Genomic DNA, 15,432 nt, shown 5'->3' with positions numbered 1-15,432 from the left:
TCAATCGTCGGTGGCCGGAGTCAATTCGAGCTCGGCGGGCGAAAGTCCCTGCTGAAGCTGGCTCAACCGGAACTCGTCGACCCAGTAGGCCTCGCCATCGACCAGAACCCGCGCGCTGTACGCGCCGGCCGAAAAGCGCTGCGCGGTAACGTAGACCTTGTGGCGGTCGAGCGCCTGGCGCACCGCAGCGCGCTTGGATTTCTGGGCAGTGACGGAACTGGCCATGGGTTCGCTCATACGCCGGGTCGGGGCCTGATCGCAGCCCGAGAACCTCTTCAAAATGGCCGAGACCGAGTGTCCTGTCAATTTTGAGACGGTTCTAACGCGCCAGTTGAAACAGTCGGTTGGTGAATGGCCGTGGGAAACCATTGCGCCATCGGTCGCGTTTGACGCCTCACCGAACCACTGGTCCGAAGGCGCGCCCTGCCGGTTTGGGCAGGTGGCGATCGCTTTCCTCAAGGTTGCGGGTGGTCCGCGTCGGGGCCGCTCTTGTGCCCGTTTCAGTTCGGCTCGGACCACCCGCCCGCCTTGCGTCCTTCCCAAGACAATAGGCTGTATAAGCGCATTGGAAAAACGGCGTGTTGACCCAGATCAAACGCGAAGTGGGACTGTCGCCGACATCGGGCAGCCATTGCCAGACAGCCAGTAGCCCATTCGGCTTAATTGCCTCAAGCTTCGCGCGCGTCCTCGCGCTGGTCCTGTCGGCCTCCTTCGTGGTCTCGTTCTAGTTCCTATTTCGAAAAGCCGATACGCAAGCCTTTGATATCGCTGCTGCTGCCCCCGCTGAACGTGATGGCAAGCAAGCTTCGGCTCCATAGGCCGGCATAGCTCGTCCACGCATCCGTCCGTTCTTGCGCAAACCGCCGGCCTTGGCTAGCATCCGCCGGCCGGCGCCGAGCGGAGGAGAACGTCGCGGTGGACCGCGCAAAAACAAGGACTTGACGCACATCGCTTGAATCATTTTGTCAGCGTGCGGCAGACAGGTGTCGCGCCCACGCGGCTCAATGGTCGGTAGCCGGTGTCAATTCGAGCTCGGCGGGCGAAAGTCCCGGCTGAAGCTGGCTCAACCGAAACTCGTCGACCCAGGAGGCCTCGCCGTCGACCAGAACCCGCGCGCTGTAGGCGCCGGCGGAAAAGCGCTGCGTGGTGAGGCAGACCTTATGGCGGTTGAGCGCCTGGCGCACCGCAGCGCGCTTGGATCTTTGGGCAGTGACGAAACTGGCCATGACTCGCTCATACGCTCGACGCCACAACAGAGCGCGCTGGGAACAAGGATGCCGAGACCGGGAGGCCTGTCAATTTTCGCGCATGGTCGGATGGCCACACGGATGGTCCACTGAGAATGACGGCCGGGCATGGTCTGATCGATGCAATTTGTTCTCATATTTCACGAAATCGGATTTGTGGGACCAATTTTCATAGGAAAGTGTCGTTTTTCACAGAATGCAGCTTCGCCCTCGCCTAGCGTTCACAGCAATTGGGCGGGGTGGTTCAAATGGCATCTGGATCGACAAGCGGCAAATCCGAGCGCATGGGTTCGCTCGATTTATTGCGTCTGGTGGCGGCTTTGGCTGTCGTCTGCTTCCACTACTTTTTCAGGGCATCACACACACCGCCGCTGCTGGTGAACGGCTATCCCGAACTCGACCCCTTCGCGATCTACGGCTACATGGGCGTCAGTCTGTTTTTTCTGATCAGCGGTTTCGTCATTGCCTGGTCGGCCGAAGACCGGAACTGGACGGAGTTCGCCGTGGCAAGGTTCGCGCGGCTTTACCCCGGCTTTCTTGTCTGCATGACCATCACCTTCATCATCCAATTCCTGGTCCGCGATCCGAACCTTCCATACGACCCGATGACGTGGGTCGCCAATCTCATTATCGTCGCTCCCGCCCTCAACAAACCCTTCATGGACGGTGTCTACTGGTCGATCGTCTTCGAGATTATTTTCTATGGCTGGATTGCGATCACCCTGTTCTTCGGCGTCTTCTCGCGCTGGAAGCTGCAAATCGTGGCGACATGGCTGCTGATTTCCGTGATCAACGAAACGGTCATCCACAGCATGGCACTGCACATGGTGTTCGCCACGCAATATGCGCCATTCTTTGCCGCCGGAATCCTTGCCCAGCACATGGTCGCGAAGGGTGCGTCAATAGAGGCGCTGGTGCTGCTTGGTGCAGCGTTCGTGCTGTCCTGCAAGTACCTGCATATCGAGGCCGATTGGATGCAGGAAAATTACGGGGCCTCGCTGCCGTTCTCACAGCTGCTTTTCGCAAATATCGTCGTTTATGCCCTTTTTGGCGGAGCTCTCCTCTGGCGTCATCGCATCGCGCCGTCACCCCTGGTGCTCGTGTTGGGCGGGCTGACCTATCCGCTCTATCTTCTGCATCAGCATATCGGCATGCTCGGGCTCAACGCGCTGTCGCCAACGGTTGGCCGATGGCCGGCCCTCGCAATCGTCCTCGCGCTGGTCCTGTCAGCCTCCTTCGTGGTCTCGTTCTATTTCGAAAAGCCGATACGCAAGCCTTTGATATCGCTGCTGCTGCCCGCGCTGAACATGATGGCAAGCAAACTTCGGCTCCACCGGCCGGCATAGATCGGGCACAAGTGAGCCGCATCCGCATGGTGGATAGCGAGTCACAACAGTTCCTCCGCCCTGGAGATAAGAACCGCCTGGAGCGTTTCCTGTTTTGACGAAAGCGTAGCCAGCATTTGCGGGACAGTTGGCGCACTCTGCGGGTTCGATGGTTGCGATGAGTGCGCCGATGCGGCGCCAGGTCGCCCCGACCATTGCCTTTTGGCGCTCATCGCCTCATCCATGTGTATGGGCCTGACCCATCGGATGTATCCTTCGGCCAGCGCTCCAAGATTATTCGCAGATCGGTCAAAGCCAGCCAGACTTGCCGACGCTTGGAAATCCCCAATCGGAGGCAAGTCTGCGATGGAAAAGAAGTTGGTGGCTCTGGCGCACCCCTATCTCGCGCCGTTTCTGCGCGACACGCTCGGAGCCAGGTATCAAATCGTCGAGCTTGCCTCTCCGATTTCGGAGGCTGGTTCGTGTTCCGCCCGTGCCGTCATCGTCGATGGAAGCCGTCCGTTTGATACGAACGTGCTGCATGTCCTGCCGAACCTTGACCTGATAGCCTGCTTCAACGCGGGCTATGACGGAATAGATGTAGACTGGGCCCGACAGCACGGCATCATTGTGACGCATGCCCAGAACGTCAACCACGAGGACGTGGCCGACTTTGCGATCGCGCAGATACTGAACATCTACAGGAGTATCTCCATCGGCGATCGCTGGGTTCGCAGCGGCGCATGGCGATCAGGCCGGAAGATGATAACGCGTTCCGTCGCGGGGCTCCGGCTCGGCATCGTCGGACTGGGCAGCATCGGACGTGCGATCGCTCATAGGGCGGATGTGCTGCGCATGGTGACTTCGTGGTGGGGCCCACATGACAAGCCTGGCGCCCCTTGGCCGAAAGCAGCGAGCATTCTCGGGCTGGCACAGGCAAGTGATGTGCTGGTGGTCGCCGCGCCCGCCAAGAACGACAACCGCGGACTGATTTCGGCAAGCGTGCTGCAGGCGCTTGGCCCCCAAGGCGCCATCATCAATGTCGCCCGGGGATCGCTGGTCGACGAGGGTGCGCTGATCGATGCGCTCACGCACGGTGCGCTCGGAGCTGCCGCGCTGGACGTCTACCAGGATGAGCCGGCCTCACCCGGGCACTGGGCTGACATTCCCAACCTGTTTCTATCGCCCCACATTGCCGGCGTTACCGATGTGGCCGTGAGCCGCATGGCTGCGCTCGTGTGTGCAAACCTCGACGCCTTCTTTGATGGAGAGCCCGTGCTAACCCCCGTCAAGGCCGCAGCCTGATCCCAAGGCGACACCGCCGAACGGCTGTGCAAACGGAGTGCGCGGCCAATATAGTTTCATCGTCCTTGTTGGAGCACTGCAAATGACCTTGAGCACACGCAAACTCGGCAGCCAGGGGCTGCAGGTATCGGTGATCGGCCTCGGCTGCATGGGCATGAGCCAGTCCTATGGCCCGGCCGACGAAGCGGAATCGATCGCCACGCTGCACCGCGCCATCGAACTCGGCTGCACTTTTTTCGACACCGCGGAAGTCTATGGCCCCTACACCAATGAGAAACTGCTCGGCCGGGCGCTGAAAGGCCGGCGCGACCAGGTGACCATCGCCACCAAATTCGGCTTCCGTATCGAAAACGGCAAGCAGGTCGGCACCGATCGCGACAGCCGGCCCGAACACATCCGCGAGGCGGTGGACGGATCGCTCAGCCGGCTCGCCACCGACCATATCGACCTGCTCTACCAGCACCGCATCGATCCGGCGGTGCCGATCGAGGATGTCGCGGGGGCGGTGGGCGAGCTGGTAGCCGAGGGCAAGGTGCGCTTCTTCGGCCTGTCGGAGGCGGGTGCTGCCAACATCCGCCGGGCGCATGGCGTACATCCGTTGTCGGCGGTGCAGAGCGAGTATTCGCTGTGGGAACGCAATCTGGAGCCGGAGATCATCCCGCTGCTTGCCGAACTCGGCATCGGCCTGGTGCCGTTCTCGCCGCTTGGCCGGGGTTTCCTCACCGGCGACGTCAAACGCGCCGAGGATTATCCGGAAGGCGATTTCCGGCGCGGCGACCCGCGTTACCAGGGCGCCAACTACGACGCCAATGTACAGGCCGCCGGAGTTGTCCGCGACATTGCTGTGGCCAGGGGTGTCAAGCCGGGCCAGATCGCGCTGGCATGGCTGGCGCACAAGGGTTCTGATTTCGGCATCGACATCGTGCCGATCCCCGGCACCAAGCGCCGAAAATATCTCGAGGAAAACGTCGCCGCCATGGCAATCAAGCTCGATGCCGCCGCGATGCAGGCGCTCGACGCTGCACTGGCGCCGGGCAAGGTCTCGGGTGAGCGCTACAACGAGCGCATCATGGCGATCATCGATCGCTAGGGTGGCACAAAGGGAGGCTGGTGAGGCGCCCGTTACCCCGGCTTTCGCCAATCTCTAACATTGCAGGAACGAGCAGCGCGCTGACCCCACCCGTTCTTGCGCAAACCTCCGGCCTTGGCTAGCATCCGCCGGCCGGCGCCGAGCGGAGGAGAACGTCGCGGTGGACCGGCTGGAGCGCCATTGCGTCCCCTTGGGCGCTCACAGGACACTCCATTTTTGAATCGACGCAATGATCTTCCAAAACCGCAATCGGTTTTCGGGGTCATGCGCTCATGTGGAGGAAACGACATTGATCAACAGACGCGAATTCCTGCTGTCTTCCGTAGCGGTGGGCACGTTGGCATTGGCCGCACCCTCGGCCTTCGCCCAGGACAAGCTGACCATTTTGGGCTCGATACCCAATCTCGGCTTCCCGTTCTTCGTGCACATGCTGAACGAGATCAAGGCCGAGGCCGCGGCGCAAGGCGTCAACCTGATCGAGAGCGACGGCCAGAACTCGGCGCCCAAGCAGACCGCCGATATCGAAGCCGCGCTCGTGCAGAAGGTCAACGCCATCGTCATTTCGCCGCTTGACGTCAACGCGCTGGCCCCGGCCATCGAGGAAGCGGTCAAGGCCGGCGTTCCCGTCGTCACCATCGACCGCCGCGTCGACGGCGTCGAGGGTATCCTCGCCCATGTCGGCGCCGACAACACCAAGGGCGGCGAGGCCGAAGCGCAGGCCATGGTGGCGGCGTTCCCGAACGGCGCCAAGCTGTTCCATCTGCAAGGCCAGCCAGGTGCCGGTCCGGCGATCGACCGCAACAAGGGCGTGCACAACGTGCTCGATCCGCTGAAGGACAAATACCAGATCATTTTCGAGCAGACCGCCAACTTCGCCCGCGCTGAGGCGCTCTCGGTGACCGAGGCCGGCCTTGCCGCCAACGGCAAGCCCGACGCGATCATCTGCGCCAATGACGACATGGCGCTCGGCGCGCTCGAAGCCTGCGCGGCGCGCAACTTTACCGACGTCAAGATCTACGGCTTCGACGCGCTGCCCGAAGCACTGGTCGCCGTGCGCGACGGCAAGCTCGCCGGCACGGTCGAACAGTTCCCCGGCGAACAGTCTCGCACCGCCGTGCAGATCGCGGTCGCCTATGCCAGGGACAAGACCGAGCCGAAGGAAAAGCTGGTGCTTTTGACGCCGATCGTCATCGGCAAGGACAATCTCGACAAGGCTGAAAGGCTCGGCGAGACGAAGTAGGGCAACGAAGGGCGCGCAACGATAAAGTAGCGTTCTGTCGCGCCCCCCTCTGCCCTGCCGGGCATCTCCCCCTCAAGGGGGGAGATTGGCAGTTTCAACGCATTGCCCTCTCTTCGACGCCGAAGATTCGCGAAAGCCTGGGTGACATCCGATCTCCCCCCTTGAGGGGGAGATGTCCGGCAGGACAGAGGGGGGCGCTGTCCCGCCAGCCTTTCGGGTGGATTGGAATTCAAGGAGCATCCTTTGCCAGCCGAAGCCTTGGAGCCATCACAGAGCCCCGCCCTCCTCCTCGTCGAGGGCGTCACCAAGCATTTCGCCGGCGTCACGGCTCTTAGCGACGTCTCGCTTGAGGTGCGTCCCGGCGAGATCCTTGGCCTGCTCGGCGAGAATGGCGCCGGCAAGTCGACGCTGCTGAAAATCCTGTCCGGCGTCATGCCACCCACCAGCGGCCGCATCGTCTTCGATGGCGCCGAATTCAATCCGCACAATCCGCAGGATGCCAAGCGCCACGGCATCGTCACCATCTACCAGGAACTGAGCCTGATCCCGACGCTGACGGTAGCGGAAAACATCTTCATCGGCCGCGCCCCGCTCGGGCCGCTCGGCCTGGTCAGTTGGCGCAGGATGGAGGAAGCTTCACGCGCGATCATCGCCCGCGTCGGCCTCGACCTCGATCCCGCGACGCCGGTGTCGGCGCTCTCGGTCGCCGAGCAGCAGCTCGTCGAGATCGCGCGTGCGCTGTCCCTTAAGAGCCGCCTCATCATCATGGACGAGCCGACCTCGGCGCTGACCGAGACCGAGGTGCAGAAATTGATGTCGATCATGGACCGCCTGCGCAAGGACGGCGTCGCCATCATGTTCGTCACCCATCGGCTGGAAGAGGCCTCCGTCATCTGCGACCGCATGACGGTGCTGCGCGACGGCAGGCTGGCCGGCCATCTCGACCGCGAGGGCGGACCGATCAAGCTACCGAAAATCATCGAGAAGATGGTCGGCCGCGCCGCCTCCGAACTCTATGCCAGACCGACGCAGCGCGATGTCGCCGGTCACGTCAGGCTCACCGTGCGCGGCCTGCGCACGGTGCGCGATCCGCAGGCGCCGCATGCCATCGTGCTCGAAGGCGTCGACCTCGACCTCAAGGCGGGCGAGATCCTCGGCGTCGCCGGTCTTGTCGGCTCCGGCCGCACCGAGCTCGCCCGCGCCATCTTCGGCGCCGACCGCATCGCCGCCGGCAGCATCACGCTCGATGGCAAGCCGATCGCGCCCGCCTCGCCGGCCGATGCCATCGCGCTCGGCATCGGACTGGTGCCGGAAGACCGCAAGCATCAGGCGATCTTTGCAGCACTCGGCATCCTCAACAATTTCTCCATCGCCGCGCTTGGCCGCTACTCCAACGCCGCCGGCTTCATGGCCGAGCGGCGCGAGCGCGCGGCGCTGGCGGGCTACAGGAAGACGCTGTCGATCCGCATGGCCTCGCCCGAGCAGGCGATTGAGGGCCTGTCCGGCGGCAACCAGCAGAAAGTCATCCTTGCCCGCTGGCTGGCGCGCGACCCCAAGGTGCTGATCGTCGATGAGCCGACGCGCGGCGTCGATGTCGGCGCCAAGGCCGAGGTGCACCAGATCCTGGTGCAGCTCGCCGCGCGCGGCATCGCCATCATGATGATCTCGTCGGAATTGCCCGAGGTTCTTGCGGTGTCGGACAGGATCGTCACCATGCGGCGCGGCCGCATCACCGGCGAGATGCCGGGCATCGAGGCGACAGAGGAAAAACTGATGGAACTGATGGCGCTCGACCGGAAGCAGGAGCCGACGCAATGACCAGCACGACCGAACCGGGCCAGCGCGGCGGCATCAATGTTGCGCGCCTGCTGATGAGCTTCGGCCCGTTGATGTTCCTGGCGGTGCTGATCGTCGTCTTCACCGTGCTGAAGCCGAGCTTCATCGACCCCATCAACATCTTCAACATCATGCGGCAGATATCGATCACCGGGCTGATCGCGCTCGGCATGACCTTCGTCATCCTCACCGCCGGCATCGACCTGTCGGTCGGTTCGCTCCTGGCGTTCTGCGGCATGGTCGCGGCGGTAGTGGCCAAGGGAGGCACCGCCAACACGCTGTCGCTGTCGACGTCGGGAACGCAGGGCTATGGCTGGTTCGCCGCACTGCTCGCCGCCGTCGTGGTCGGCGCCTTGGCCGGCGGCGTCCAGGGCTTTGCCATCACCAGGCTGAAAGTGCCGCCCTTCGTCGTTACGCTCGGCGGCCTCACCGTGTTTCGCGGCCTGACGCTGACCATCTCCAATGGCGGCCCGATCTCCGGCTTCGATGCCTCGATGCGCTGGTTCGGCACCGGGCTGATCGGCCCGGTGCCGGTGCCGGCGATCATCTTCGCGATTGCCGCGATCCTGTGCCACATCGTGCTGCGCTACACGCGCTACGGCCGGGCGGTCTATGCCGTCGGCGGCAATGCCGAGGCGGCGCGCCTGTCAGGCCTGCGCGTCGACCGCATCCTGATCTCGGTCTATGTCATCGTCGGCTTCTTCGCCGGCCTTGCCGCTTTCGTCTTGTCGGCGAGGCTCAATTCCTCGGAAGCCGTCGCCGGCATCGGCTACGAGCTGACGGTGATCTCGGCGGTCGTCATCGGCGGCACCTCGCTGTTCGGCGGCATCGGCAGCGTCGGTGGTACGGTGGTTGGAGCGGCATTGATCGGCGTGTTGCAGAACGGCCTGCAGTTCAACAATGTCTCGTCCTATACGCAGAGCATCGTCATCGGCCTCATCCTTATTCTGGCCGTGGCTTTCGACCGCTGGCTGAAGTCGCGGGTAAGACGGTGAGTTGGCAATGACCCGGATCAGAGCCATGACCGAACAGGACGTACCGGCGGTGTCGCGGCTGCTCGGCGAGTCCTGGCGTCGGACGTATTCGCCGATCCTGGGCGCAGAGACCACGACACGGCTCTCGGATGACAAGCACGCGCCGGAGCGGTTGGCGGCGGAACTGGCGGACGACAACAAGATGTCGTTCGTGGCGGAACGGCCGGACGGCTCTATTGCCGGCTACGCCATGGCTAAGATGGATGCAACCGGCGACGTGATGCTCGACCGGCTCCACATCGACAAAAGCGAATTCGGCACCGGCCTCGCCGCCGACCTGCTGCACGCCGTCCTTGCCGCCCATGCGGGTATCCCGAGCATCGCGCTGGAAGTGATCGAGGGCAATGACCGCGCAATCGCCTTCTATGGCAAGCACGGGTTCGAGGTGGTCGAGCGCCGGTCGGCCGCGCATGGCGTGAGCGGCCACGCCTCGCTGATCATGCGCAGGCTGTTGCCAAGGGCGTGACTCCGGCGGGACCGCTCGTCCCGCCTCGGCTTTCCAACGCTGGAAGCCCTCAGACCGATGCGTTGACGCGCTGAGAAGCTGTCGTCCGGCCCGCTATCGCCCCGCTTGCAATGGCCCCATTCGTCCGCGGCACAAGAAGATCGTTGCGGCGGGCAAACGCCAGGAAGGTCGCCCGCGCCGTCTCGGCATCGATCTCTCCGTCCATCGCGGCCCGGCAGGCTCTGGCGGCGATGTCATGCGCGGCCGTCCGGCTCGCCGTCGGCCAGTCGGCCAGCACCGCATGGGCTTGCGCCGCGCTTTCTATTTTCGTCGCCATGCCGAGGCCGGTGAGGATCGTCACCGGCTTTTCAAAAGAAGAACGATCCATGACACTCTCCTTTCGGTGTTCAACTGTCTGCATTCCATGGTCAAAAATCGGGCCACGGTCAAAAATCGGGCCGTTTCTCGGTATCGGACCGGTTTCGATTGCAGATGCCGTACGAATTTCGGGCGTGGCCGACATCCCGGCCGACGTGGCACCGGCGCGCTGGTTCGCCGGAGTTGCCGGCATCCCCGGCCACGGCAGCGATCGATGCGCCTTGACCAGCGCCTCCAGCCAGGCCACCACGCCCAGCGGTGGACGCTCGCGCCCCCAGAGCCAGTTTCTTGCCGTTGCAACCGGATAGCCAACCTCTTCGGCAAAATCGGATTCCGACCACCTCAGCAGGCGCAGGCATTCACGCATGCGCGCCGCAATCATTTTCGCTCCTCCTTGCCGGTTCCCAATCGCCGAGCCGACAGAAACATTAGCGTGTAGGTCGCCTTGCGGCGGTCCCAGCCGGCCGACTCCACCGCGTCCAGCAATCCGTCGACAAGCGGCGCCAGCGCCGTCTTGCACTCCGTCTCATAGTTGAAATCGGTTTTCGGAAGGGTTGGCGCCGCGATGTGTCCAAAACTGTTCATCATATCCATGGCAACACCTGCAGATATTGGTCACGCAGGGCCGTGCCCACCAGCGGGCACGGCCCGTTTGTCCTCGAAGTCTGGACCTCAGAAGTCCATGCCGCCACCGCCGGGCATCGCCGGAGCAGCCGCTTCCTTCTTCGGCTTCTCGGCCACCATCGCCTCCGTGGTGACGAGCAGTCCGGCGACGGACGCGGCGTCCTGCAGAGCCGTGCGCACGACCTTGGCCGGGTCGATCACGCCCTGCCCATAGAGATCGCCGAACTCATTGGTCTGGGCGTTCCAGCCATAGCCGAAATCGGTCTTTTCGCGCAGCTTGCCGACGATGATCGAGCCTTCGGCGCCGGCGTTCTCGGCGATCTGGCGCACCGGCGCTTCGATCGCGCGACGCACGATCTCGACACCGGTCTTCTGGTCGGGGTTGTCGACCAGGATTCCGTCCAGCGCCTTCGCCGCCCTCAGCAACGCCACGCCGCCGCCGGGCAGAACGCCTTCCTCGACCGCCGCGCGGGTCGCGTGCAAGGCGTCGTCCACCCGGTCCTTGCGCTCCTTGACCTCGACCTCCGTCGAACCGCCAACGCGGATCACGGCGACACCCCCGGCGAGCTTGGCCAGCCGCTCCTGCAGCTTTTCGCGGTCGTAGTCGGAGGTGGTCTCCTCGATCTGCGCCTTGATTTGGGTGATGCGTCCCTGGATTTCGCCCTTGCGACCGGCGCCATCGACGACGGTGGTGTTCTCCTTCTCGATCACCACCTTCTTGGCGCGGCCAAGCATCTCCAGCGTCACGTTCTCCAGCTTGATGCCCAAGTCTTCCGAGATCGCCGTTCCGCCGGTCAGGATGGCGATGTCCTCCAGCATGGCCTTGCGGCGATCGCCGAAGCCCGGCGCCTTGACGGCCGCGACCTTCAGCCCGCCGCGCAGCTTGTTGACGACGAGCGTCGCCAGAGCCTCGCCCTCGACGTCCTCGGCAATGATCAGCAGCGGCTTGCCCGATTGCACGGCAGCTTCGAGCACCGGAAGCATGGCCTGCAGGTTTGAGAGTTTCTTTTCGTGGATCAGCACATAGGGTTCATCGAGCTCGACGCGCATCTTGTCCTGGTTGGTGATGAAATAGGGCGAGAGATAGCCGCGGTCGAACTGCATGCCTTCGACGACTTCGAGCTCGGTCTCGGCGGTCTTGGCCTCCTCGACCGTGATGACGCCCTCATTACCGACCTTTTCCATCGCCTCGGCGAGGAAGCGGCCGATCTCGGCATCGCCATTGGCCGAGATGGCGCCGACCTGGGCGATCTCGTCGTTCCTGGTCACCTTCCTGGCATTGGCTTTGAGTTCGGCGACAACGGCGTCGACCGCCTTGTCGATGCCGCGCTTCAGGTCCATCGGGTTCATGCCCGAGGCCACCGCCTTGGCCCCTTCCCTGACGATCGACTGCGCCAGAACCGTCGCGGTCGTGGTGCCGTCGCCGGCGATGTCGTTGGTCTTCGAAGCGACTTCGCGCACCATCTGCGCGCCCATGTTTTCGAACTTGTCCTCAAGCTCGATTTCCTTGGCGACGGTGACGCCGTCCTTGGTGATGCGCGGGGCGCCGAACGACTTGTCGATGACGACGTTGCGGCCTTTGGGGCCGAGCGTGACCTTCACCGCGTTGGCGAGGATGTCGACGCCGCGCAGCATTTTCTCGCGGGCTTCGGTATGGAATTTCACTTCCTTGGCAGCCATGGATCACTCCTTCGATTAGGCAGCTTTTCGTTGACTGATTGCTTGTCCGGCCCCGCTCAGGCGGCCTTCTTCACTTCGGCGCTGGCGTCGATCACGCCCAGCACGTCGCTCTCCTTCATGATGAGCAGGTCCTCGCCGTCGAGCTTGATCTCGGTGCCGGACCACTTGCCGAACAGGATGCGATCGCCGACCTTGACATCGAGAGGCTGTAGCTGGCCGGCCTCGTCACGCGCGCCCGATCCGGCGGCGATGACCTCGCCCTCCTGCGGCTTTTCCTTGGCGGTGTCGGGAATGATGATGCCACCGGCGGTCTTCTCGTCGACCTCGATGCGGCGAACTAGGATACGGTCATGCAATGGGCGGAACGTCATGTTGTTCTCCTCATAGGACAAACAGGTTTTCTTGGACCTCCCTTCGCGGCCGACCGGCACAACGGTCGACGCGACGGTGCGTGACCCCTGTTCGGGCATCGCGCGCATATCGAGTTAGTCTGCCAATAACGGGTTTCAAGAGGATTTCGAAAATTTTTTGGCACTCGGTATGGTCGAGTGCCAATGCACTGTAATCATGCGGTTATTTGTCATTTGGCGACTTGAAATCGGCCCGGCGCATTGCAAGATATTGCCGAAAGCGGAGCCGGCGCGACGGCCCCGATATACCCAAGCCGAGGAGTTTATTGCGAGCGGAGAATAGCAATGGAAGACCACCTCTCGACAATCGTCCCTTCCATGTCGACTGAAACATCGGATCTGAACCGCCTTCTGGATCCGGCACGATTCTTCAAGCACCCGACGGATGTGCTGAGCGACGGCAATCTCGATGTCTTCGAAAAGCGCGCCATTCTCGCATCATGGGCATCCGACGCCTGCGCGGTCGAATGCATGCCGTCACTGCGCCAACCGCCCGGCGCCGAACGGCCGATACTTTTCGACACAATCATGGAAGCCCTGCAGCAGCTTGACCGGAATGGCATGGAACGGCCCGCCGAGCCGGAGCGTTGTTCGATTTTCGGCGGTATGAGCGCCGACAACTTCAGTTGATGTTGAAAGGAGACGCGTATGGTCAGCAGGGAGTTCCAGCTTCAGATGCAGGGCTTCGGACTTACGACGGCGGAGATCCATTACCGCCTTCCCGACCATCGGAGCCTGCTGCAGCTTTTCGTCTGGCAGGAATACGACATCGCCCCCGATTTCCCGACGCTGAAACATTTCCTCGAGTATTGGGAGCGCGAGATCGAAGGTCCGCTGCATTCCGTGCGCGTCGCCCATCACCGCCTGATTCAACCTTCCGAATGGCGGTCTGTGGACGGTGTAGTCACCCTTCAATAATTGCCAAATGGCCTGAGGACGGATCCGGCGGCGTCAGCCGCCCCCCGCGATGCGGGCAATGGCCGGTCAGGCAGACTTACGGCCGCGGACAAGCAATCCGGCCGCGCGAGCCGCCTTGACGAAGGCTGTGCGGGCCTCGCGCCCCGTACGCCAGCCGTCGAGAGCGTCGCGGCAGGCGCGATAGGCTGCGCGCCAGCTTCGGTCGCGCGCCCATTGCGGCCACTGCTGCATGCATTCGATGGCTTCCCAGCTGCTGGCGACCTTGCGCTCTCCGTCGGATTGCAGCTTGAGCGTGATCGGCTCGGAAAACGGGACGTCGTTCATCACTTCCTCCTTCTTCTTCCGTTTCTAGAGCAAGTAGAGCAAGTAAACCGGTGGCCGATGTCGGCACCGGTCGACGAGATGGTTCCTTCCTCGGTGCGCTTCAAGTCTCCTGGCGCCAACTTTTATATGTTGTCGGCATGGGTTCGAGGAGCCCGATCAGCCACTCTTTGGCGGCGGCAGAGGACACTGGTCGGGGCGATGTCGGCGATGACGGCGTCGTCCACCAGCACCGAAATGATGTCGTCGCGTGTCATGGACTTGATATCCTCCATGCAGCGTGCCGGCGCGATCCTTGATGACGGTTGAGACCGGCATTGCCGGCCACAATGTTGCAACAAAAAAATCGTCCAGCGGCATTGAATCTGGTCTTGATTCCGGGCTCACAATATCCAAATCGACAGTGCCGGCCGCCCAACGGGGCCGGCAGAAACCCAAGGGGCGCCAAAGCTCTTTGGCGCTCCTCGTACCTATGTTGCTCAATGGAGGATGTAGCTATGAGAAACGCATTTGACTTTTCCCCGCTCTATCGGTCGAGCATCGGCTTCGACCGCGTCTTCAACCTGCTGGAAAACGCGCCTCAGGCAGTTGACAGCTGGCCGCCGTATGACATCGAGCGAAGCGACGAGAACAGCTATCGCGTGAAGATCGCCGTCGCCGGCTTTTCTGAAGACGATCTCGATATCAGCCACGAGCCGAACCTTCTCGTGGTGTCGGGCGAGCGCAAGGAACAGGACAAGGTGCAGTATCTGCATCGCGGCCTGCCGTTGCGGCCGTTCACACGGCGCTTCGAGCTTGCCGACCATATGGTGGTCACCGGCGCCTCGCTAAACAACGGCCTGCTGACGATCGACCTCGTGCGCGAAGTACCCGAGGAGATGAAGCCGCGTCGTATCGCAATCGCCAAGGAGGACAGTGCGCCGAAGGCGCGACAGGTCGAGAAGCAGGCCGCCTGAGAGAAGGCGGTCTGACGACGCCTTCGACACAACCAATCGAGAAAGGAAAACACCAATGGCTATTCGTGATCTCATCCCATGGGGCCGGGAGAATAGTCCGGTTCCCACCCTCTATCGTGACGACGACCGCGATCCGTTCATGGCGTTGCATCGCGAGATGAACCGCATGATCGACGAGGCGTTCCGCGGTTTCGAAACGCGGATGCCCTCGCTCCGCGGATTTTCGTCGGCGCGCGCCAACTGGCCAAGCGTTGAAATCTCCGATGGCGAGAAGGAGATCCGCGTAATTGCCGAAATCCCCGGCATGGATGAAAAAGACGTCGAGCTTATGCTCGACGACGGCGTGCTGACGTTGCGTGGCGAGAAGCGGTCCGAGACCGAGGACAAGGACAGGCACTTCTCCGAGCGGTTCTACGGCCGCTTCGAACGGCGCATTCCGCTTGGCTACGAGGTCGAGGAGGAGAAGGTGAACGCCGCCTTCCACAACGGCGTGCTCACCGTGACGCTCCCCAAGACCCAGCGCGCACAGGCGAAGGCCCGGCGCATCGCCATCAGTGGCGGCGGCGCCAGTTCTGCCGGCGAGAGCAAGCACTGACCGCGTTGGCGGCCGGGCGCAATCGCGT

The 15,432-nt window shown here is 62.8% G+C and carries 20 protein-coding genes; 12 read left to right on the top strand and 8 right to left on the bottom strand.

Going from position 1 to position 15,432, the window contains the following annotated elements; all coding sequences use genetic code 11:
* The gene (locus tag AC0L2H_RS11450) at nucleotides 1-225 is read right to left on the bottom strand and encodes a hypothetical protein (protein ID WP_107652946.1); all 225 of its coding nucleotides are present in this window, start codon (nucleotides 223-225) and stop codon (nucleotides 1-3) included.
* Between the two features lie 356 nt (nucleotides 226-581).
* Here AC0L2H_RS11450 and AC0L2H_RS11445 point away from each other — a divergent pair, with 356 nt between their 5' ends.
* On the top strand, nucleotides 582-728 hold the full coding sequence (locus AC0L2H_RS11445; RefSeq protein WP_473590295.1) for a hypothetical protein: 147 nt from the start codon (nucleotides 582-584) through the stop codon (nucleotides 726-728).
* A gap of 273 nt (nucleotides 729-1,001) precedes the next feature.
* Here the strand turns inward: AC0L2H_RS11445 and AC0L2H_RS11440 are convergent, their stop codons facing one another.
* A complete protein-coding gene (locus AC0L2H_RS11440) occupies nucleotides 1,002-1,226 on the bottom strand; it encodes a hypothetical protein (RefSeq protein WP_473590294.1) in 225 nt (74 codons plus the stop codon).
* 269 nt (nucleotides 1,227-1,495) lie between these two features.
* Between AC0L2H_RS11440 and AC0L2H_RS11435 the strand changes: the two genes are divergently transcribed.
* The 7 genes from AC0L2H_RS11435 to AC0L2H_RS11405 all read left to right on the top strand — a co-directional run bounded on the left by AC0L2H_RS11435 (nucleotide 1,496) and on the right by AC0L2H_RS11405 (nucleotide 9,543).
* Nucleotides 1,496-2,593 carry an acyltransferase family protein gene (locus AC0L2H_RS11435; RefSeq protein ID WP_473590293.1) on the top strand — a complete coding sequence of 366 codons (1,098 nt, stop codon included), beginning with the start codon at nucleotides 1,496-1,498 and terminating at the stop codon, nucleotides 2,591-2,593.
* 345 nt (nucleotides 2,594-2,938) lie between these two features.
* The gene (locus tag AC0L2H_RS11430; protein ID WP_473590292.1) at nucleotides 2,939-3,877 is read left to right on the top strand and encodes a 2-hydroxyacid dehydrogenase; all 939 of its coding nucleotides are present in this window, start codon (nucleotides 2,939-2,941) and stop codon (nucleotides 3,875-3,877) included.
* 82 nt (nucleotides 3,878-3,959) lie between these two features.
* Nucleotides 3,960-4,967: an aldo/keto reductase gene (locus AC0L2H_RS11425; protein ID WP_473590291.1), complete on the top strand. Its 1,008-nt coding sequence runs from the start codon at nucleotides 3,960-3,962 to the stop codon at nucleotides 4,965-4,967.
* 292 nt (nucleotides 4,968-5,259) lie between these two features.
* Nucleotides 5,260-6,207, top strand: a complete 948-nt coding sequence (locus AC0L2H_RS11420; RefSeq protein WP_097577093.1) for a substrate-binding domain-containing protein — start codon at nucleotides 5,260-5,262, stop codon at nucleotides 6,205-6,207.
* A gap of 243 nt (nucleotides 6,208-6,450) precedes the next feature.
* Nucleotides 6,451-8,025, top strand: a complete 1,575-nt coding sequence (locus tag AC0L2H_RS11415) for a sugar ABC transporter ATP-binding protein (protein WP_473590290.1) — start codon at nucleotides 6,451-6,453, stop codon at nucleotides 8,023-8,025.
* Nucleotides 8,022-9,038 carry an ABC transporter permease gene (locus AC0L2H_RS11410; protein WP_473590289.1) on the top strand — a complete coding sequence of 339 codons (1,017 nt, stop codon included), beginning with the start codon at nucleotides 8,022-8,024 and terminating at the stop codon, nucleotides 9,036-9,038. Before AC0L2H_RS11415 ends, AC0L2H_RS11410 begins: the two co-directional genes overlap by 4 nt.
* Nucleotides 9,039-9,045: 7 nt before the next feature.
* A complete protein-coding gene (locus AC0L2H_RS11405; protein WP_473590288.1) occupies nucleotides 9,046-9,543 on the top strand; it encodes a GNAT family N-acetyltransferase in 498 nt (165 codons plus the stop codon).
* Nucleotides 9,544-9,592: 49 nt separating this feature from the next.
* On the opposite strand, the gene AC0L2H_RS11400 is transcribed toward AC0L2H_RS11405, so the two are convergent.
* The 4 genes from AC0L2H_RS11400 to AC0L2H_RS11385 form a co-directional block, all read right to left on the bottom strand.
* The gene (locus tag AC0L2H_RS11400) at nucleotides 9,593-10,282 is read right to left on the bottom strand and encodes a DUF982 domain-containing protein (RefSeq protein ID WP_473590287.1); all 690 of its coding nucleotides are present in this window, start codon (nucleotides 10,280-10,282) and stop codon (nucleotides 9,593-9,595) included.
* The gene (locus AC0L2H_RS11395; protein WP_473590285.1) at nucleotides 10,279-10,494 is read right to left on the bottom strand and encodes a hypothetical protein; all 216 of its coding nucleotides are present in this window, start codon (nucleotides 10,492-10,494) and stop codon (nucleotides 10,279-10,281) included. Before AC0L2H_RS11395 ends, AC0L2H_RS11400 begins: the two co-directional genes overlap by 4 nt.
* Before the next feature lie 78 nt (nucleotides 10,495-10,572).
* A complete protein-coding gene (gene groL / locus AC0L2H_RS11390) occupies nucleotides 10,573-12,204 on the bottom strand; it encodes a chaperonin GroEL (protein WP_473590284.1) in 1,632 nt (543 codons plus the stop codon).
* Between the two features lie 56 nt (nucleotides 12,205-12,260).
* Nucleotides 12,261-12,575 (bottom strand): co-chaperone GroES, encoded by a 315-nt coding sequence (locus AC0L2H_RS11385; RefSeq protein WP_473590283.1) that lies wholly within the window; start codon nucleotides 12,573-12,575, stop codon nucleotides 12,261-12,263.
* A 240-nt stretch (nucleotides 12,576-12,815) separates the two neighbouring features.
* Here AC0L2H_RS11385 and AC0L2H_RS11380 point away from each other — a divergent pair, with 240 nt between their 5' ends.
* Complete coding sequence (locus AC0L2H_RS11380) at nucleotides 12,816-13,244, top strand: hypothetical protein (protein WP_473590282.1); 429 nt, start codon at nucleotides 12,816-12,818, stop codon at nucleotides 13,242-13,244.
* An 18-nt stretch (nucleotides 13,245-13,262) separates the two neighbouring features.
* The gene (locus AC0L2H_RS11375) at nucleotides 13,263-13,532 is read left to right on the top strand and encodes an usg protein (protein WP_473590281.1); all 270 of its coding nucleotides are present in this window, start codon (nucleotides 13,263-13,265) and stop codon (nucleotides 13,530-13,532) included.
* A 66-nt stretch (nucleotides 13,533-13,598) separates the two neighbouring features.
* Here the strand turns inward: AC0L2H_RS11375 and AC0L2H_RS11370 are convergent, their stop codons facing one another.
* Entirely contained in the window at nucleotides 13,599-13,856 is a 258-nt protein-coding gene (locus AC0L2H_RS11370) for a DUF982 domain-containing protein (RefSeq protein WP_473590280.1), read from the bottom strand.
* A gap of 122 nt (nucleotides 13,857-13,978) precedes the next feature.
* Entirely contained in the window at nucleotides 13,979-14,110 is a 132-nt protein-coding gene (locus AC0L2H_RS11365) for a hypothetical protein (protein WP_473590279.1), read from the bottom strand.
* Nucleotides 14,111-14,350: 240 nt separating this feature from the next.
* Between AC0L2H_RS11365 and AC0L2H_RS11360 the strand changes: the two genes are divergently transcribed.
* On the top strand, nucleotides 14,351-14,809 hold the full coding sequence (locus AC0L2H_RS11360) for an Hsp20 family protein (protein WP_473590278.1): 459 nt from the start codon (nucleotides 14,351-14,353) through the stop codon (nucleotides 14,807-14,809).
* A gap of 55 nt (nucleotides 14,810-14,864) precedes the next feature.
* The gene (locus AC0L2H_RS11355; RefSeq protein WP_473590277.1) at nucleotides 14,865-15,404 is read left to right on the top strand and encodes an Hsp20/alpha crystallin family protein; all 540 of its coding nucleotides are present in this window, start codon (nucleotides 14,865-14,867) and stop codon (nucleotides 15,402-15,404) included.
* The last annotated feature ends 28 nt before the right edge of the window (nucleotides 15,405-15,432 follow it).

Source organism: Mesorhizobium sp. WSM4871 (genome assembly GCF_055811295.1).
The sequence above is the reverse complement of the archived record's forward strand: the minus strand, read 5'-3'. Positions and strand labels throughout refer to the sequence as shown.